Source organism: Streptomyces sp. L500, from assembly GCF_054551825.1.
The window spans coordinates 1-16,863 of sequence record NZ_JBTOLC010000032.1; the positions used below are offsets into that span (position 1 = coordinate 1).

Below are 16,863 nucleotides of genomic sequence, written 5' to 3' on the forward strand. Positions count from 1 at the left end.
CGCCTCACCGCCACCGCCACCACAGGCCGTCGCCGACAGGGCCACAGCGGCCAGCACACCGCACCACGCACGAGGGCGCATCAGTAACTCTCCACAAGCTCGACGTTCCGGGGCCATTGCAGCGGACCCGGACCAGATAGTCGGACCGCGCGTCCACCTGGTTCCCGCGTGTCGCGAGGAAGAGTGAAGAGGAACGGCGCCACCGGCCTACGCTGCCGTCATGAGCGTCCCCAGCGCCCCCCTCGCCGAGATGCCCACCGACTGGACCCGCGCCCTGGCGATCGTCGCCCACCCCGACGACCTGGAGTACGGCGCCTCGGCCGCCGTCGCCGCCTGGACCGACGACGGCCGCTCGTGCGCCTACCTGCTGGCCTCCTTCGGGGAGGCGGGCATCGACGCCCTCTCGCCGAACGAGGCCGCGCCCCTGCGCGAGGCGGAACAGCGGGCGAGCGCGGCGGCCGTCGGCGTGACGAGCGTGGAGTTCCTCGGCCACATCGACGGCGTCATCGAATACGGGCTGCCGCTGCGCCGCGAGTTCGCCGCCGCGATCCGCCGCCACCGCCCCGAGCTGGTGCTGACCCTCAACCACCACGACACCTGGCCGGGCGGCGGGTACTGGAACACCCCCGACCACCGGGCCGTCGGCAGGGCCGCGCTGGACGCCGTCGCCGACGCGGGCAACCGCTGGATCTTCCCCGACCTGGTCGAGGACGACCTGCCGCCCTGGAACGGCGTGCGGTACGTGGCCGTCGCCGGCTCCCCGCACCCCACCCACGCCGTCGACGCGGGCGCCGGCTTCGAACGGGCCGTGCGGTCCCTGCTCTGTCACCGCACCTATATCGCGGCGCTCACCGAGGAGGAGCCGGAGACGTACTGCCGGACGTTCCTGACGGGCACCATGGAGGCGGTCGCCGAGCGGTTCGGCGGCCGGCCGGGCGTCGCGTTCGAGCTCCTCCGCCGCTGAGCTCCCGCTCACCGTCGTCCGCCGGAGCCCGTGCCGGACCCCGGCGCCCGCTCCACCACCAGCACCGCCACGTCGTCCTGGAGCCTGCCGCCCGTGTGCGCGGCGAGGTCCGCGCGCAGCCGCTCCAGCAGCTCGGGGGTGGGCAGGGCGGCCCACGCGTCCAGCCGCTCGGCCAGCGGGTAGAAGCCGCCGTCCCGGTCGCGCGCCTCCGTCACCCCGTCGGTGCAGGCCAGCACCCGGCAGTCCGGGGGCAGCGTGACCCGCTGCCGGGACCGGGGCGCGTCCACCAGCTCGCCGAGGCCCAGCGGCAGCCCGGGCTCCGTCGCGCGCAGCTCGCGCACCCCGCCGTCGGCGCCGATCAGGAAGGGCGACGGGTGCCCGCAGTCGACGAACACCACCGGCACCTCGCCGGGCGACCCGTCCCGCGCGGCGGGGTCCTCCTCGGTGCCCATGACCAGCGCCGTGACGAACTCCTCGGCCGCGTGGGCGTCCGCCGTGCGCGCCTGGTACTCGGCCGAGCGGTGGTAGCGGGTCAGGCCCTGCTCCATCGCCGCGACCCCGCTGTCCAGGTCCCGCCGGTGGTAGGCCGCCTCCCGGAACGCCGTCAGCACCGCCGCCCCGGCCCCCAGCGTGCCGAGCCCCTTGCCCCGCACGTCCCCGATGAGGACCCGGGTGCCGTACGGGGTGTCGACGACCTCGTAGATGTCGCCGCCGACCAGCGCGTCCCGCTGCGAGGAGACGTAGAAGCCGTCGACGACCACGCTGTGGGTACGCAGCGGCAGCGGTCGCAGCAGGGCCCGCTGGGCGGCCTCGCCGGTGGCCCGGACCCGCTCCAGCAGGGCGTCGCCGTCGCGCCGCAGCCGGGCGACCGTGATGGCGGCGCCCACGATGAGGATGTTGCCCAGCACCGACCCGACGCGGTTGACGGGCGAGGACTCGGCGGTCAGCACCCCGTGGTGCGCCACCATCAGGAAGAAGTCGACGAGCCCGACGAACACCGTCTGCCGGTAGGTGCAGACGGCGGCGGCCGTCACCGGGGCCAGCGCCGCGTAGACGTCGAGCCGCAGATAGGCAGGCGTCCTGAGGTCGACGACCACGACGGCCACGAGATAGGCCAGGACCAGTGCGAACGGCAGCAGTCGGCGCGACACCGCGGCTCGTACCTCCGCGCGGATGGGGGAGCGGGACACATAGACATTTCCAGACTTTCGCCGTGAAAGCCCGTCGCCCGCCGCCGTGTCGGCCCCTCGTGTCGCCCCCTGTTCCGGCCCGCCCGTCAGAGCTTGCGGTACGTCCGCGCGTCGTCCGTCGCGGCCAGGACCGCCGCGAGGTCGCCGCCCGCCGAGGCCGTCACCACGGCGGCCACCGCCCCCTCGACGAACGGGGCGTCCGCGATGCGCGTGTCCCCGAGCTCCCCGGCGTCCAGGAGCTCCTTGACGGTGAGGACCGCGCTGCCCATGTCGCACAGCACGACCACGCCCGCGCCCTCGTCCACCCGCGCGACCGCCCGGCGCACCAGCTCCGCGCTGGTGCCCACCCCGCCGTCCGGCAGCCCGCCCGCCGGGGCCACCGGCGCCGGGTCGCCCGCGCCGAACAGGGCCTTGGCCAGGGTGGCCGTCGACTCGGCCACGGCCTTGCTGTGCGAGACCAGCACCACGCCGACCCGCCCGGCGGGCCGTTCGCTCACGGGGGCATTCTCCTGAGGCGCTTCCCCTGCCGGGGGAACGGCGCACAGCTCCGGGTCGGTGGCCTCGAACAGCGCGGTGACCAGCAGCGCGGAGGACGTGGCGCCCGGGTCCTGGTGGCCGACGCTGCGCTCGCCCAGATAGCTGGCCCGCCCGCGCCGCGCGCGCATCGGCACCGTCGCCTCCGCCCCCTCGCGGGCGGCCCGCGCGGCCGCCTCCAGCGCGCTCGTCACCTCGCCGCTCCCCAGGGCCTCGGCGTAGGCGTCGGCGGCGGGCTGGAGCGCGTCGACCATCGTCTTGTCGCCGGGCGCGGAGTCGCCGAGCCGCCGGACGCTCGCCACCGCCGCCGCCAGCGCCCGGCCCAGCGTCTCGGGCGCGACGACCGCGTCCTCGCCCAGCACCTTGCCCATCCGGCGCAGCACCGTCCCGTACAGCGGCCCGGCCGCGCCGCCGACGGTGTTCGTCAGGTGCGCGCCGACGGCGGTCAGCAGGGCGCCCGGCGTGGCGGGCGGCTGGGCGGCGACGGCCTCGGCCGCCGAGGTGAAACCGCGCTTGAGGTTCACCCCGTGGTCGGCGTCGCCGATGGCGGCGTCGAGGTCGGTCAGATGCCGGGCCTCGGCGACGACGACCCGGGTGGCGCGGTCGAGGAAGCGGCGGAAGAAGTCCAGGTCGAGCGGGACGGTCATGACGGCGGCTCCTCGGCGCTGGGGCGGGCTGAACGATGATCGACGCGGCCCAGCGTAGCCCCGGCGGCCGGCGGGTCAGCGCTCCTCGTCGCGCACCCGCAGCGCCAGGAACAGATCCGCCAGGTCCTCCGCGCACCCCACGTCCCGGCCCGTGAGGGACTCCAGCTTCGCCAGCCGGTTGCGCAGCGTGTTGACGTGGATGTGCAACGAGTCCGCCGCCCGCCCCCACTTCATGCCCGATGCCAGGAACGCGTCCAGGCTGCGCAGCAGTTCGCTGTTGTGCGTCGCGTCGTACGCGATCGCCGGCCCCAGCACCGCGTCCGCGAAGTCCCGGCGGGTCTGCGGGTCCACCAGGGCCAGAACGAGCCGGTAGGAGCCCACGTCCGCGAACGACACCACGCGCGGGCCCCGCCGCCGCGACCGCGCCACCCGGGAGGCCTCCCGCGCCTGGAGCAGCCCGCGCCGCAGCTCCTGGTGCCCGGCGGCGACCCGGCCCACGCCGATGCGCGGCCCGGGCGCGGTGGACGCGGGCCCCAGCGCCGTCGCCAGCCCCTCCGCCAGCCGGGCCGGGTCCGTGCCGGCGGCGGGCAGGCTGACGATCGCCACGACGTCCTGCCCGCTGCTCGCCGCCACGGACGCCAGGCCCCGGGTCACGAAGTGGTCGGTGACGGCCGCCGTGTCGGGCAGCGGCCACGCGGCGCGGCCGGGGGAGTCGGGGACGATGACGGAGAACACGGCCAGCGCGCTGTCCGGATTGACGCCGAACGACCGCAGCCGCGCCACCAGTTCACCGGAGCGGTGCGGCCCGCTCTGCACCATGTCGAGGATCTCCCCGGCGAAGCGCATCTCGATCGCGCGCAGCGCCTGCCGGTGCGCCAGCTCCACCGTCAGGAAGCGGACCCCCTGCTCCAGCACCAGGCGCTCCGCCGCGCCCAGCTCCGCCACCGGACGGCCGTAGACGACGGCGAGGTCGAAACCCGCGACGCCGCGCACCGGGATCACCGTGGCGTCGGCGCCCGAGGCCAGCCGCAGCGGGTACTCGGCGTACTCCTCGCCGTCCGCCCCCAGCCGGTCCGCGACCGCCCGCACGTCCTGCTCCGCCGGCGGCCGGCCCACGGAGTCCAGGACGGTACCGAGCCCGTCCACCAGCGCGACCGGCGTCCGGGCGGGCCCGGCGAGCACCGCCAGCACCCCCCGCAGCCCGTCGCCCGCGGAGACCGCGCGGGTCAGCGCGTTGCTGTGCCGCAGGGCGTCCAGCAGATGCCGTTGCCGCTGCTCGGCCTGGGCGCTCGCCACGGCCCGGGTGACGGCGGTGAACGGCACCTCGACGGGCAGCCGCAGCAGCGGCAGCCCGGCCTCCCGGCAGGCCGCGACGAGCTCGTCCGGCACGGCGGGCATGTCCGTCCGCAGCCCGAAGACCAGCCCGGCGGCGCCCGATCCGGCCAGGCGCCGCACGTACGCGGCGCAGTCCTGCCGGTCCAGCCAGAGCCCGTTGGTGAGCACCAGCTCGTCCGGCCCGGCGTAGGGGCCGGGGTCGGGCAGCTCGGTCACATGGGCCCAGCGGACCGCGCGGCCGGTGTCCCCGGTGCCCGGCACGGCCTCCAGGCCGAGCCCGGGAACGCCGAGCAGGTCACGGACGCGCAGCGTCGTCGCGTGCGGGTCCTGCTCCGCCGGGGGCGGCTGTCGGTGCGGGGGGTTCGAGGGAGCGGTCACCCGCCGGACACAACACAGGAGGCCGGGGCCCTGTCCACCGTCCCCGGCGGGCGGCGGCCGGAATCAGGCCACCGGCCCGCACCGCCCCGGCCGCGCCCCGCCGCGCCAACTGGACGATCCCACAGTCGAATGCCACATCCATGGAGATCCCTCCACTGTTCGCGGGGCCTTCGGGCGGCTGAGATCTTTGTCGTGAAACAACCCCCCGCGCTCCTCGCCCGTGACGCGCCGTCACAGCTGTTCAGCCGGTCCATGACGGCGGTGCTGCTGTGCACCTTCAGCGGCTTCACGGGCTTCTACCTGCTGCTGGCGACCGTGCCCGAGTTCGCCGCCGACACCAGTGGCCGGCGGGCCGCCGGCGGAATGGTCACCGCGCTGCTGATGGGCGCCACCGTCGCCGTGCAGCCCGCGATGCCCCGCGTCATCGCGGCCGTCGGCCACCGGACCGTGCTGCTGGCCGCCATGGCCCTCCTCGGCGCCCCGGCCGCCGTGCCGCTCGCCACCGACGGCCTCCCGGTCACCCTGGTCTGCGCCGTGCTGCGCGGCGCCGGATTCGGGATGTTCGTGGTGGCCGGCAGCGCCGCCGTCGCCGAGCTGGCGCCGCCCGGCCGCCGCGGCACGGCCACCGGCTGGTACGGGCTGGCCACCGGGCTCGGCGGGGCCGTCGGCACGCCGCTGGGGGTGCTGCTGGCCCACCGGTACGGCTACGGGCCGCTGTTCACCGTCGCGGCCCTGGCACCCGCCTGCGGCCTGGCCGCCGCCCTGGCCGTCGCCGCGCCCCGCCCGGCGCCGCCCGGCCGCGCCCGGGTCGTCGCGGGCCTCGCCCGCCCGGCGATCCTGCGCCCGCTCGTGCTGCTGACGGCGGGCACCATGGCGTCCGGCACCGTCGTGACCTTCCTGCCGCCCGCCGCGCCGCGCGACCCCGTCTGGCTCACCCCGCTGGCGCTGCTCTGCCTCCAGCTGTCCGCCGCCGCCAGCCGCTGGGCGTCGGGCCGCCTCGGCGACCGCCACGGCCACCGCGTCCTGCTGCCGCCCGCGACGCTGCTCGCCGCCGCCGGCGTGCTCGGCGGCGTCGCCACCCGGCACACCGGCGCGCTGCTGGTGCTCATGGTGGTCTTCGGCACCGGTTTCGGCGCCCTGCAGAACGCGACGCTGGTCCTGGCCCTCCAGCGCGCCGGCGACTCCAGCGTCGGCAGCGCGCAGTGGAACCTCGCCTTCGACGCGGGCCTCGGCCTCGGCGGCTTCTGCGTCGGCCTCGTCGCCCAGTACGCGGGCTACGACACCGGATTCGTGCTGGTCGCCGTCGTCCTCGCGGCGCTGGCGGCGGTCGCCGTCGCCGACGTCCGGGACCGGGAACTCCCGCCGCCCGCCGCCGACGCCGGGTAACGGCGCAGGGTCCTGAAACCTGCCGGAAAGCGATCGGCTTGATATCGAGCCCGCCCCGGCCGGGGAGATCGTCCTCCGAGCAAACTGATTGCACACTGAATCGTCGCGGTGCCGGCATCGGCGTATCGGAACGGCGGCGGCCGTCTTGACGCGTGCGTGACCGGCGCGGGCGGAAGGAGGGAATCAGATGCTGGGAGCCGTGCCCGATGCTCCGCTGCGCGGACGGGAAGCCGAAGTCGATCGGCTGACCTCGCTCATCGGGCATGTCATGGCCGGGCGCTGCACATTGATCACCATCGAAGGACCGCCGGGCTGCGGGAAATCCCGGCTGCTGCGCGAGTCCATGCGCATTGCCGAAGGTTTCGGGCTGTCGGTTTGCGCCAAATACACCGACGGCGCGAGCCAGGCCGGGGGACCGTCGCGGCGGGACCCCGAAGACCCCCACCGCCCCTATGCCGTGGCGGTCGACAACGCCCACCACCTCGACCACGAGGACGTGCGGGCCCTCATCGCCCGCGAGGGCGGGCCGGACGGCCCGGCGCGGGTGTGGATCCTCGCCCGGCGCGCGTCCGCCGGGGCCCCGCCCCTGGAAGGAGTGCTGCTCAGCCCCACCGCCGGCACCGAACGGGTCAAGCTGGGCACCCTGCCCCCCGGCGCGGCGATGGCCCTGGCCGCCGACGCCCTCGGCGCACCGCCCGACGCCGGGCTGGCCCGCGTCCTGGGCCGGGCCGGCGGGCATCCGCGCCGGCTGCTGGAACTCGCCCAGGGAATGCTGGAGGAGGGCAGCATCGCCGTGGACGGATACCGGGCCCGGCTGGTGGCCGACCGGTTGCCGCGACGGCTGGTGGAACGCGTCGAGAGTTCCCTCATGGGATATTCACCGGAATTCCGCCAGATGGTCAGGGTCGCGGCGGCGCTGGGAAATGAGGTTTCCTTCGAAAAGGTCGCCCGAGTTCTGAACGAGGCGCCGACGGCGTTGTTGCCGACCCTGGACGAAGTGGTCGCGGCCGGGGTTCTGGAGAACAGTGCCGGACGGCTCACGTTCCGCGACGAGTTGTTGCACCGGCTCATTACCGGCTGGATGCCCGAAACCGTTCGCGACGCCTTGCGCGGCCAGGCGTCCGGGCCACCGCGGTCCGCCCCCGCCCTTCCGGCCGAGACCGGGACGACGGGGGCGACAGGAGCGGACGGGCCGGGGGCCGCGCCCTACGGGGAGCACCTGAGCGACCAGGAGGCCGTCATCGCGGGCCTGGTGCACGAAGGGCTCACCAACCGGCAGATCGCCCGTCGGCTCGGGCTGTCCCCGCACACCGTCAACTACCACCTGCGGAAGGTCTTCCGGAAACTGGGCGTCGCCTCCCGCGTCGACCTGACCCGCGTCGTGCGCGGCGGCACCGGCAAGGCCCCCGGCCCCGCTCCCGCCCTGGCCCCGCCTGCCTAGAGAAAGACGGCCTGGAGGAAAGACGGCCTGGACGCCGACGGCCGCACCGCCCCCTGCCAGGGGGCGGTGCGGCCGCTCAGCCGGTCACCACGCCGGCCCGTGCGCCCTCCCGGCGGGCGGGCCCGGGCCCGTACCAGCGCCGGGCCGCCGGGAGCTCGAGGCCGAACTGGTCCAGCGTCCTGGCCACGATGTGCGTGACGATGTCGGACACGCTCCGCGGCCGGTTGTAGAAGGCCGGCACCGGAGGCGCGATCACCGCGCCCATCCGCGTGAGCGCCAGCATGTTCTCCAAGTGGATCTCGGACAACGGCAGTTCGCGCGGCACCAGCACCAGCCGCCGCCGCTCCTTGAGCGTGACGTCGGCGGCCCGGTGCACCAGCCCGTCGCCGAACCCCGCCCGCACCGCGGCCAGGGTCTTCATGCTGCACGGCGCGATGACCATCCCGTCCGTGGGATAGGAGCCGCTGGAGATGACCGCCGCCTGGTCGCCCGGCCCGTGGACGTGGTCGGCCAGCGCCGCCACCTCCGCCGCCTTCCAGTCGGTCTCCATCTCCAGCGTCGCCCGCCCCCACTTGGTGAACACCAGATGGGTCTCGACGTCCAGCGACCGCAGGGCCTCCAGCAGCCGGATCCCGATCACCGAACCGGTGGCCCCCGTGATCCCCACGACCAGTCGGCGTGCTCGCGCCTCAGCCATGCGCGGCACCGGGGAAGCTGCGGGCGTGCCGCTCCCGCAGGGCGAAGGGCACGGTGGCGTCGACGACCGTACGGCTCCCGGTCGCCTCCCGGCCGCGCGCGGCGGCCCACGCCTCGCCCTGCGAGGGGTCGAGCCCGACCCGGGGGAAGCCCGTGAAGTGCAGGGCGTCGGCGGACAGGTCCGCGCGCGTGGTGACGGCCCACAGCACGTCCTCGGCCGAGTCCGGCGCCACGTCCTCGTCGACCAGGACGACCACCTTGGCGAACCGGTGCCGGTCCAGGACGTCCTTCGCCATCGCCCGCACCCGCTCGTCGTCCGCCGGGCTCGACTTGCGCACCTGGAGCACCAGCAGGAACATCCCGCCGCCGGCGGGGGAGTAGTGGGCGTCGCGCAGCAGCCCGCCCCCCGCCCCCGACAGCCCCAGCGCCACCGCGCCCGCCAGCCCCAGGATCAGCGACTGCTCCCGGCCCGGCCCGATCACCGCCGGGAACACCGGCGCATCGCGCGACGTCACCGCCGTGACCGTGATCGCCGGAAGGGACTCCGCCGCGCTGCCGTCGTAGCCCAGCACCTCCGGCAGCGAATGCCCCGTCGCCCGGCCCGGCAGGGCCTCCGGCGCGGTCGTCCCGTCGAAGTACCCCTCCAGGACGACCTCCGACTCGGCGAACACCGGCACCGGCTGGCTGACCGCCGGGGCCAGCGTCACCGGCCCGCCGGCCAGCGCGCCCGCCAGGGCCGTCTTGCTCGTGCCGGCGGGCAGGAAGTCGCTGCCCACCGCCGACGCCACCATCACGGCGGGCGGCGCGCCGAGGTTCACCGACACCGGCAGGCGCTCGCCCCGCTCCACCGCCTCGTGGTACATGGCCAGCAGCCGGCGGCTGGGCAGCATCCAGATCACCAGCTGGTTCCGGTCCCGGACGAGCATCCGGTGGACGGCCGTGGCCTCGCGGCCGGTGCGCGGATCGTGGGCGTACAGCAGTCCGGTGGTCAGGTACGGGCCGGCGTCGCGCTCGGTGGCCCACAGCGCGGGCAGCGCCCAGAGGTCGACGTCCTCGCCGCGCCGCACGTGCGGGAAGGGCGAGCTCTCCAGGCGTTTGGGCTCCTCGCAGGCGGCGAGCAGCCGGGCGACGGTGCCCTCGTCGACGCGCCGGGGCAGGCCGGGCAGCCAGCGCCGCAGGCGCTCCGCGTCGCCGAACGCCCCCAGCACCACGGGCATTCCGGCGGTCGCGTCGGTGACGCGGGTGTACAGCGCGATGTCCTCGGTGCGCGAGGAGGACGTGGCGGGGATGCCCGCGTGCCGCGCGGCGTAGTGCGCGGCGATCTCGTGCCGGGTGAGCGGCTGGTCGTAGGTGTGGTGGGCGTGCGGGTCCTCCTTCCGGGCCGCCGCGAGGGCGGCCCGGAAGGACAGACCGGGCAGGTCCGTCATGATGCCTCTCCCCGCCCCGTCACCGGACGGCCGGTTCCGGGAGGATCTCCCGGCGGGCCGCCTCGGGCTCGTGCCACCAGGGGTCCAGACCCGTCGGGTCGTTGAAGCCCTCCGCGATCCGGCTCGCCAGCCCGGGCTGCCGCTGGGCGGCGTCGAGCAGGTCCACCACATGGGCGGGCGCCGGGGGCAGCAGACCGTTGGTCCAGCGCGTGACGTGCCGCGCGTACTCCCAGAACCGCTCGAACGTGGCCGTCATCCACTCGGCGTCGAAGGGCTCGTCCCCGCGCGCGAGGATCTCCCGCAGGTAGACGTCGGCGCACTTGGCGGCGCTGTTGGAGCCCTGGCCGGTCAGCGGGTCGTTGACGACGAGGACGTCGGCGACGCCCAGGACCCGCCGGCCCGAGGGCAGGGTGGCGACCGGCTTGCGCACGGTCGGCGTCAGCCGCCCGGCGAGCACGCCGCCCGGGTCGGTGAGCACCGCGTCGGCGGCCCGCTCGGCCTCCCACGGCAGGAACTCGGCGAGCAGCTTCTTGGTGACGTCCAGGTGCTCCTCGGGGGAGCGGACGTCCGCGAAGGCGTCCAGGGGGCCGCCGGGCACGCCGTTGAGGAACAGGCAGTCGCAGGGGCCGCTCTTCGTCAGCGCCGGGACGATGAAGTACTCGCCGACGCCCGGCATGAGGGTGGCCGAGCAGGCGACGAAGGAGTCGCGGGGGCGCAGGCCGTGGACGTAGGAGACGGCGGCGACGCGCTGCGGGGCGGTGAACGGCGAGCGTTCCGCGTCGCGTTCGAAGATCCCGGCTATCTCGCCCTTGCCGGCGGCGACGAGCACGAGGTCGTGGCTCGCGGCCAGCTCCTCCAGCTCGGCCACGCCCGCCTCGGCGATCCGCAGCTCGCCTCCGGCGGCCGTGAACTCCTCCAGCCAGGCGGCGACCTTGACGCGCTGGTCGACCGACTGGCCCGGGGCCGCGAGCCGGGCCTCGAAGTCGATGGCCTTGACGGCGCCGGGGGCCACGGTGAAGGACAGGCCCTCGATGGCGGGGGCCTCGCCGCGCCAGTGGTCCAGGCCCAGGCGGCGCTCGGTCTCCAGGGCGTCGGCGAACATGATCTGCGTGGACATCACCCGGCCGTCGAGGACCTGCCGCGCGGTCCTGTTGGAGACGAGGGTGACGTGATGGCCGGAGCGGCGCAGGCCGAGGGCGAGCTGCAGGCCCGCCTGGCCCGCCCCCACGACGGCGATCGACCGCGTGCTGTGCTTCATTGCTTCGCTGTCCTTTCCGGTTCCACGGATTCCGGCCGGTCGGCCGTGTCGTCCGCCGCCTGGTCCGCCTCGGGGGTGCTCTCCGTCGTCATATGGAGGCCCAGTACGCCGCCGATGATCGCCACGAGGCACACGACCTTGCCGACGGTGATGCTCTCGCCGAACAGCAGGGCCCCGAAGACCACCGCGCCCACCGAGCCGATGCCGGTCCAGACGGTGTAGCCGATGCCGACGTCGAGCGTCTTGAGCGCGAGGCTCAGCAGATACACCCCGCCGCCGCCCGCCACCGCGGTGACCAGGGACGGCACCAGGCGCGTGAAGCCCTCGTTGGCGGCGGAGCTCAGGGCGAAGACGATCTCGAAGGCGGCCGCGATCAGCAGGAGCGTCCACGCCTTCGCGCTCTCGGTGCGTCGCTCGCCCATCACGCCGCCCCCATTGACTTGAGGCCGACCACGCCGCCGATGATGGCGGCGAAGCACAGCAGCTTGGCGGGCGTGATCTTCTCCTTGAAGATCACGGCACCGAGGACGACCGTGCCCAGGGCGCCCACGCTCGTCCAGATCGTGTAGCCGACGCTCACGTCCAGCGTGCGCAGGGCGAGGCTGATGAAGTAGATGCCGCCGACGATGCCGACCAGGGTGATCAGCGAGATCCACAGGCGGGTGAAGCCCTTGGAGGCGTTCGCGCCGAGAGCGAAGACGATCTCGAACGCGATGGCGATGAGAAGGTAGATCCAGGCCATGGAGTGGTGACTTCCGGGTGGTTTCCGGGTGTTTCCGGGTGGTTTTCGGGGCGGTTTACGGTGCGGGGACGGGCGCCTCGTCGGCGAGCGAGCCGCTGCCGGAGATCGCGGCCCCGGCGGCCCCCTCGGCGAACATGCCGGGGTGCTTGGCGCGCATCCGCGCCATCAGCCGCTCGTACGGCACGTCGGCGTGGTCGCCGTAGTCCGTGAGGAACTCCATCTGCCGCGCGCCCCCGGCGTCGTAGGGGTGGTACACGCTGTCGGCGGTGCCGTCGAACTCCAGCGGCGTCATCCCGTACAGGCGGCACAGCAGGCCGTTGAAGACCGGGGTGACGCGCAGCCAGCGGCCGTCGAGGTGGACGGAGACCAGGCCGTGGTGGAAGACCTCGCCGCCCACCATGCGCCGCAGCCGCTCCGAGGCCAGGTGGTTGCGCACGTCCGCGTAGACCAGCCGGCTGGGGACGCCGACCGAGCGGACCGCCGCCGCGTAGAGCACGGACTTGTGGAGGCAGAAGCCCTTTCCGGCGCGGGCCACCGAGCTCGCCCGCAGCGCGGCGCGCTCCAGGCTGGTGCCGTAGACCTCGTAGTCGACGCCGTCGCGCACGGCGTAGTAGAGCCGGACGGCCTTCCCGGCCGCGGTGGTCTCCTCAAGGGCCCCGGACCGCGCGACGAAGTCGCGGACCTCCGGGGAGTCGTGGTCGAGGAATTCGGTGGGACGCAGAAGTTCCGCGAAGTCTGGTGTGCTCATCGTCCTCAAAGACCCATCGTGGTGGCGATGCGGGAGTACTGGATGTCGGTGGTGCCCGAGTAGATCGTTCCGGCGACGGCGTTGCGCAGGTCCTGCTCCAGGCCGTACTCGGCCATGTAGCCGTAGCCGCCGAAGGTCTGCACGGCCGCGACGGCGGAGGCCAGATTGCCCTCGCTGGCCAGGAGCTTGGCGGTGGCGACCTCCACCGTGGCGTCCTCGCCCGCCTCGACCTTCCGCGCCGCCTCGTACAGGGCGGTCCGGGCGGTGTCGGTGGCGACGCGCATGCGCGCGATCCGGTGGGCCACGGCCTGGTGGGAGCCGATCGGCCTGCCGAACTGCTCACGGGTGCGGGCGTATTCGACCACGCGCTCCAGGCGGGCCCGCATCTCGCCGACGTTCACGACGAAGGAGCACAGGACCTCCCACTTCATCACGTGGTCGAAGACGACGAAGCCCGTGCCGACGCGGCCGATGACGTTCTCCAGGGGCACCCGGCAGTCGTCGAAGAACAGCTCGGAGAGCGGGGAGGTGCGCAGGCCCATCTTCGCCATCGGACCGCCCACGGTCAGGCCGGGGCGGTCGCGTTCGACGATGACGGCCGTGATCCCGAAGGGGCTGCCGCGCTCGCCCGTCGAGACGTACACGACGAACACATCGGCTATGGGGCCGTTGGTGACGAACGCCTTGCCGCCGTTGAGGACGAGGTGGCCGTCCTCGACCCGGCCCGTGGTGCGCAGGGAGAGCATGTCCGAGCCGGCCTCCGGCTCGGAGATCGCGTGGGCGCCGATCACCTCACCCGCGCACACCGCCGGCAGGAACCGCTCCTTGAGCGCGGGCGAGCCGAAGCGCTGGATCGGCACACCGGTGCTCACCATGTGCGTGGTCGCCGAGAAGCTCAGGCCCGCGTCGCGGCACGCCTGACCGAGGCCCTCCAGGACGTACAGGGTGGTGGTGAGGGACTGCCCCAGGCCGCCCCAGCGCTCCTCGAAGGGCAGCCGGAACAGGTCCGACTCGCGCAGCAGCTTCCAGTTGTCGTGCGAGAACTCGCCCGTGCGGTCGCGCTCCAGGTGCCCCTCGCCGAGCCGTTCGCCCAGGGCCGTGATCGCGGCCCGCAGTTCTCGCTGATCTTCCGACCAGTGCATCAGGTATCGACCTTCTCGGTGTGGTCCGGACGGGGAGGCCGGAGGGGAGAAGTGCCCGGCCTCCCGTCCACGGGCGCTCTAGTAGTGGGAGAAGCCGCTCTCGTCGAGGCTGTGCACCTCGTCGCCCCGCAGCGGCGGGTTGAAGACGCTGATCAGGTGGAGATCGGTGTCGGGATCGGCGATGAGGAAGTGGGCGTCGTGCTCGTCGAGGGCGTAGAGCACGCCGGGCTCGATGGCCAGGCTCTTCGAGCCGTCGGCGCTGACCACCTCGCCCCGGCCGCTGATGCAGTAGCAGGCCTCCAGGTGCCGGCGGTACTGCAGCCGGGACTTGGTGCCGGCGCGAACGAGCGTGTCGGCCACGGTGAATCCCATGCCGTCGGACTCGGTCAGCAGCCTGCTGCTGCGCCCGTTCCCCCACTCGACGGTCTGGACCTTGTCCTTCTCACGCGTGAACATGGTGGCTCCTCGTCTCTTCGAAAGCGGTGACGAACGCGTCGATGGCGTTCACGGAACGGAAGTCGCCGGGGGTGATCTCGACCTGGTCGAGCGGGACGCCGTAACGGGTGGTGACCCAGTTGACGACCCGGACCACCTGAAGGCTGTCGATCACGCCCGTCGCCAGCAGGTCGTAGTCGGGATCGAGCTGATCGGCGCTCAGGTCCGGCAGGAACTCCGAGATCAGGAAGCGCTTGATTTCCGCGGGGCGGTTCATGCCCTGTTATCCCTTCAGCCGCCGTACGTCGCCGACGGCGGCGCGGTCGTTCTTTCCGGTGGGGCCCTTCGGCAGGGACGCGTCGACGACGCGGATGTCGCTGGGTATCGCGGTTCTGGCCAGCCGCCGGGCACAGTGCTCGCGCAGGGCGAGGACGTGGAGGGCGGAGCCGGGGACGCGGCGCACGAGGGCCTGGAGCCGTTTGCCGGCCGCCTCGTCGGGCACGGTGACGACCACGGCGTCCGCCACCTCGGGGTGGGCCAGCAGCGTCTGCTCGACCTCCTCCAGCGAGATCCGCACGCCGCGCACCTTGACCTGGAAGTCGGTGCGCCCGACCAGGTGGAGGGTGCCGTCGGCGGTCCGCCGGACGAGGTCCCCGCTGCGGAACCAGACCCGGGGCCCGTCCGCGTCGGCGCGGCGGACGAACCGGTCGGCGCCGCGCGCGGGGTCCAGGTAGCCGTGCGCCTGGAAGGGGGTGTGCACCAGCAGTTCGCCGGTGCCGGGCCCCTCCAGCGGCTGCCCGTCCTCCCCGAGGACCAGGGCGCGGACGCCCGGCAGCGGTCTGCCGAGCGGCAGCGGGCCCGCCGTCTCCACATCGCCGGGCAGCAGCGGCCCGGCGTCGAGGATCAGGCTGTCGTTGGTCTCGGTGCAGCCGTAGACATTGGCGAAGGAGGCGTCCGGGAAGAGCCCCGGCAGCCGGGCGAGCAGCCGCGGCGGCACCGCGTCACCGGTGAGGACGACGTGCCGCACGGACTTGAGCGGCTCCGCGGGGTCCGCGCCCTCGGCGAGCAGCCGGTAGAGCAGCGGCACGCCCTGCACGAGGTGGACGTCATGGGCGGAGATCAGCTCGCGCAGGTGCGCGCCATCGGTGGCCCGGTCCGGGTCGACGAGCACCACGCGGCCGCCGGCGGCCAGGGTCGCCCAGACCTCCAGGAGGCACAGGTCGAAGTTGAGGGGCGCGTAGTTGAGCACCGCCGTGTCCGGCCCGAGGCCGAAGTGCTCCGCCGCCCAGGCGGTGAAGCGGCCGACGGCGTCGAGCGGCAGGGGCACCACCTTGGGCGTCCCGGTGGAGCCGGACGTGGTGAGCAGCAGGCCCGTCCCCTCGGGGACGGCCGGGGCGTCCGCCCGGGGCACGACCGTCTCGACGCCGAGCCCGCCGGGCCCGTCGTAGGCGGGTTCGGCGGTCAGCACGCGGTCGATGCCCGCGCCGGCGGTCAGCTCGCGCAGGGTGTCGGCGCCGAGCTCGGCGGAGGGCAGCAGCACGGGGCGGCCGTCGCGCAGCGCGGCCACGAGCAGGGCCAGGGTCTCCGGCGTTCTGCGGGCGGGTACGCACACGGGTGCCGCGCGGTCGCCGCCCAGGTGGCGCAGCCGCTCCTGGAAGACGCCCGCGAGCGCGCCCAGTTCGCCGTACGGGACGGCCGTGCCGCGCCAGATCAGGGCGGGGGCTTCCGGGACGCGCCGGGCACGGTCGTCGAAGGCGGCGGTGAGCGGGCTCATGCGGGCACGCCCGTCGTGGCGCCGGGCGCGTCGATCTCCCGGTAGCCGCCGTCGAAGTAGACCAGCGGGCGGCCGGGGACGCTGCCGGTGGCGACCACCCGGCCGATCAGCAGGGCGTGATCGCCGCCGCCCACCACGCTCTCCAGCCGGCAGTCGAAATAGCTGAGGGATCCGCTGATGACCGGGGCGCCGGTGACGAACGATTCGGTGGCCACGGACGGGAAGGAGCCGATGGCCCTGCCGTTGCCTCGGGTGGCGAAGTGGCGGGAGACGCGCTGCTGGTCGTCGCGGAGCACGCTGACCGCGAAGACCTCGGTGGCCAGGACCGCCGTCACCAGCGGGCTCATCCGCCCGATGGACACGGACACCATCTGCGGCTCCAGGGAGAGCGACCCGAATGCCGAGACGGTCTTGGCGAACACTTCGCCGCCATTTCTCGTCGCGACCACCGTGACACCGGACGCGAATTTACCGGCCGCCGCGCGGAATTCCCGCTCCGGGCATTCTTCGGGCTGTGCCCGCACCCGGGATGTCGGGGGTAATGCCATCACTGTCACTGCCATTCCGTGAGGGCTTTTCTCGGGGACGTCCATGACTGTACGAGGTGCGGTGAAGCCGCTTCCACTACCTCTTCGGGTAGTGCCGCCCGGCTACCCGTCCGAGTGGTGAGGGGCTCCGTTGGGACCGTATCGGCGCAGGTCGAGGCCGCTCATCAGGGTACCGGTGGGGGCAGTTGTACAGATCTACACGGAAGGGGCCGTGATCA

The 16,863-nt window shown here is 74.2% G+C and carries 17 protein-coding genes and 1 pseudogene; 3 read left to right on the forward strand and 15 right to left on the reverse strand.

The features are described from left to right. The first annotated feature begins 220 nt into the window (after positions 1-220). Positions 221-964 (forward strand): PIG-L deacetylase family protein, encoded by a 744-nt coding sequence (locus ACX9I7_RS24180; RefSeq protein WP_386725911.1) that lies wholly within the window; start codon positions 221-223, stop codon positions 962-964. 8 nt (positions 965-972) lie between these two features. Here ACX9I7_RS24180 and ACX9I7_RS24185 read toward each other — a convergent pair whose 3' ends face one another. The 4 genes and pseudogenes from ACX9I7_RS24185 to ACX9I7_RS24200 all read right to left on the reverse strand — a co-directional run bounded on the left by ACX9I7_RS24185 (position 973) and on the right by ACX9I7_RS24200 (position 5,048). Next, positions 973-2,154 (reverse strand): PP2C family protein-serine/threonine phosphatase, encoded by a 1,182-nt coding sequence (locus tag ACX9I7_RS24185; RefSeq protein WP_459388479.1) that lies wholly within the window; start codon positions 2,152-2,154, stop codon positions 973-975. 86 nt (positions 2,155-2,240) lie between these two features. Next, positions 2,241-2,651, reverse strand: a complete 411-nt coding sequence (dhaM, locus tag ACX9I7_RS24190; RefSeq protein WP_459388509.1) for a dihydroxyacetone kinase phosphoryl donor subunit DhaM — start codon at positions 2,649-2,651, stop codon at positions 2,241-2,243. A 60-nt stretch (positions 2,652-2,711) separates the two neighbouring features. Further along, positions 2,712-3,335 (reverse strand): annotated as a pseudogene (dhaL, locus tag ACX9I7_RS24195) (dihydroxyacetone kinase subunit DhaL); the annotation flags it as partial. Between the two features lie 75 nt (positions 3,336-3,410). Beyond that, positions 3,411-5,048 carry a PucR family transcriptional regulator gene (locus tag ACX9I7_RS24200; RefSeq protein ID WP_459388480.1) on the reverse strand — a complete coding sequence of 546 codons (1,638 nt, stop codon included), beginning with the start codon at positions 5,046-5,048 and terminating at the stop codon, positions 3,411-3,413. A gap of 192 nt (positions 5,049-5,240) precedes the next feature. Here ACX9I7_RS24200 and ACX9I7_RS24205 point away from each other — a divergent pair, with 192 nt between their 5' ends. Both ACX9I7_RS24205 and ACX9I7_RS24210 read left to right on the forward strand, forming a co-directional pair. Then, positions 5,241-6,434 (forward strand): MFS transporter, encoded by a 1,194-nt coding sequence (locus tag ACX9I7_RS24205; protein ID WP_459388481.1) that lies wholly within the window; start codon positions 5,241-5,243, stop codon positions 6,432-6,434. Positions 6,435-6,621: 187 nt separating this feature from the next. Further along, positions 6,622-7,875 carry a helix-turn-helix transcriptional regulator gene (locus ACX9I7_RS24210; RefSeq protein ID WP_459388482.1) on the forward strand — a complete coding sequence of 418 codons (1,254 nt, stop codon included), beginning with the start codon at positions 6,622-6,624 and terminating at the stop codon, positions 7,873-7,875. A 76-nt stretch (positions 7,876-7,951) separates the two neighbouring features. On the opposite strand, the gene ACX9I7_RS24215 is transcribed toward ACX9I7_RS24210, so the two are convergent. The 11 genes from ACX9I7_RS24215 to ACX9I7_RS24265 form a co-directional block, all read right to left on the reverse strand. After that, complete coding sequence (locus ACX9I7_RS24215) at positions 7,952-8,572, reverse strand: UbiX family flavin prenyltransferase (protein WP_358622675.1); 621 nt, start codon at positions 8,570-8,572, stop codon at positions 7,952-7,954. Then, positions 8,565-9,998: a UbiD family decarboxylase domain-containing protein gene (locus ACX9I7_RS24220; RefSeq protein ID WP_459388483.1), complete on the reverse strand. Its 1,434-nt coding sequence runs from the start codon at positions 9,996-9,998 to the stop codon at positions 8,565-8,567. The genes ACX9I7_RS24215 and ACX9I7_RS24220 overlap by 8 nt, the downstream gene beginning before the upstream one ends. Before the next feature lie 19 nt (positions 9,999-10,017). Continuing rightward, positions 10,018-11,256, reverse strand: coding sequence for a styrene monooxygenase/indole monooxygenase family protein (locus ACX9I7_RS24225; protein ID WP_459388484.1), 1,239 nt, complete (start codon positions 11,254-11,256; stop codon positions 10,018-10,020). Next, the gene (locus ACX9I7_RS24230) at positions 11,253-11,678 is read right to left on the reverse strand and encodes a DMT family transporter (protein ID WP_387576212.1); all 426 of its coding nucleotides are present in this window, start codon (positions 11,676-11,678) and stop codon (positions 11,253-11,255) included. The genes ACX9I7_RS24225 and ACX9I7_RS24230 overlap by 4 nt, the downstream gene beginning before the upstream one ends. Beyond that, positions 11,678-11,998, reverse strand: a complete 321-nt coding sequence (locus ACX9I7_RS24235) for a DMT family transporter (RefSeq protein WP_126913236.1) — start codon at positions 11,996-11,998, stop codon at positions 11,678-11,680. Before ACX9I7_RS24235 ends, ACX9I7_RS24230 begins: the two co-directional genes overlap by 1 nt. Positions 11,999-12,053: 55 nt before the next feature. Further along, entirely contained in the window at positions 12,054-12,746 is a 693-nt protein-coding gene (locus ACX9I7_RS24240; RefSeq protein WP_387576209.1) for a transglutaminase-like domain-containing protein, read from the reverse strand. A gap of 5 nt (positions 12,747-12,751) precedes the next feature. Next, positions 12,752-13,891 carry an acyl-CoA dehydrogenase family protein gene (locus ACX9I7_RS24245; RefSeq protein ID WP_459388510.1) on the reverse strand — a complete coding sequence of 380 codons (1,140 nt, stop codon included), beginning with the start codon at positions 13,889-13,891 and terminating at the stop codon, positions 12,752-12,754. A 75-nt stretch (positions 13,892-13,966) separates the two neighbouring features. Continuing rightward, entirely contained in the window at positions 13,967-14,344 is a 378-nt protein-coding gene (locus ACX9I7_RS24250; protein ID WP_358218276.1) for an ectoine synthase, read from the reverse strand. After that, positions 14,331-14,600, reverse strand: coding sequence for a phosphopantetheine-binding protein (locus ACX9I7_RS24255; protein WP_189454133.1), 270 nt, complete (start codon positions 14,598-14,600; stop codon positions 14,331-14,333). Before ACX9I7_RS24255 ends, ACX9I7_RS24250 begins: the two co-directional genes overlap by 14 nt. A gap of 6 nt (positions 14,601-14,606) precedes the next feature. Further along, on the reverse strand, positions 14,607-16,097 hold the full coding sequence (locus ACX9I7_RS24260) for an AMP-binding protein (protein ID WP_459388485.1): 1,491 nt from the start codon (positions 16,095-16,097) through the stop codon (positions 14,607-14,609). Next, positions 16,094-16,690 carry a flavin reductase family protein gene (locus ACX9I7_RS24265; RefSeq protein WP_459388486.1) on the reverse strand — a complete coding sequence of 199 codons (597 nt, stop codon included), beginning with the start codon at positions 16,688-16,690 and terminating at the stop codon, positions 16,094-16,096. Before ACX9I7_RS24265 ends, ACX9I7_RS24260 begins: the two co-directional genes overlap by 4 nt. Positions 16,691-16,863 lie beyond the last annotated feature (173 nt).

Excerpts from the sequence above, each read along its gene's own strand:
- ACX9I7_RS24210 (WP_459388482.1), top strand. The coding sequence starts at position 6,622 with ATGCTGGGAGCCGTGCCCGATGCTCCGCTGCGCGGACGGGAAGCCGAA.
- ACX9I7_RS24180 (WP_386725911.1), top strand. The coding sequence starts at position 221 with ATGAGCGTCCCCAGCGCCCCCCTCGCCGAGATGCCCACCGACTGGACC.
- ACX9I7_RS24215 (WP_358622675.1), bottom strand. The coding sequence starts at position 8,572 with ATGGCTGAGGCGCGAGCACGCCGACTGGTCGTGGGGATCACGGGGGCC.
- ACX9I7_RS24225 (WP_459388484.1), bottom strand. The coding sequence starts at position 11,256 with ATGAAGCACAGCACGCGGTCGATCGCCGTCGTGGGGGCGGGCCAGGCG.
- ACX9I7_RS24235 (WP_126913236.1), bottom strand. The coding sequence starts at position 11,998 with ATGGCCTGGATCTACCTTCTCATCGCCATCGCGTTCGAGATCGTCTTC.
- ACX9I7_RS24220 (WP_459388483.1), bottom strand. The coding sequence starts at position 9,998 with ATGACGGACCTGCCCGGTCTGTCCTTCCGGGCCGCCCTCGCGGCGGCC.
- ACX9I7_RS24265 (WP_459388486.1), bottom strand. The coding sequence starts at position 16,690 with ATGGACGTCCCCGAGAAAAGCCCTCACGGAATGGCAGTGACAGTGATG.
- ACX9I7_RS24255 (WP_189454133.1), bottom strand. The coding sequence starts at position 14,600 with ATGAACCGCCCCGCGGAAATCAAGCGCTTCCTGATCTCGGAGTTCCTG.
- ACX9I7_RS24250 (WP_358218276.1), bottom strand. The coding sequence starts at position 14,344 with ATGTTCACGCGTGAGAAGGACAAGGTCCAGACCGTCGAGTGGGGGAAC.
- ACX9I7_RS24260 (WP_459388485.1), bottom strand. The coding sequence starts at position 16,097 with ATGAGCCCGCTCACCGCCGCCTTCGACGACCGTGCCCGGCGCGTCCCG.
- ACX9I7_RS24240 (WP_387576209.1), bottom strand. The coding sequence starts at position 12,746 with ATGAGCACACCAGACTTCGCGGAACTTCTGCGTCCCACCGAATTCCTC.
- ACX9I7_RS24230 (WP_387576212.1), bottom strand. The coding sequence starts at position 11,678 with ATGGGCGAGCGACGCACCGAGAGCGCGAAGGCGTGGACGCTCCTGCTG.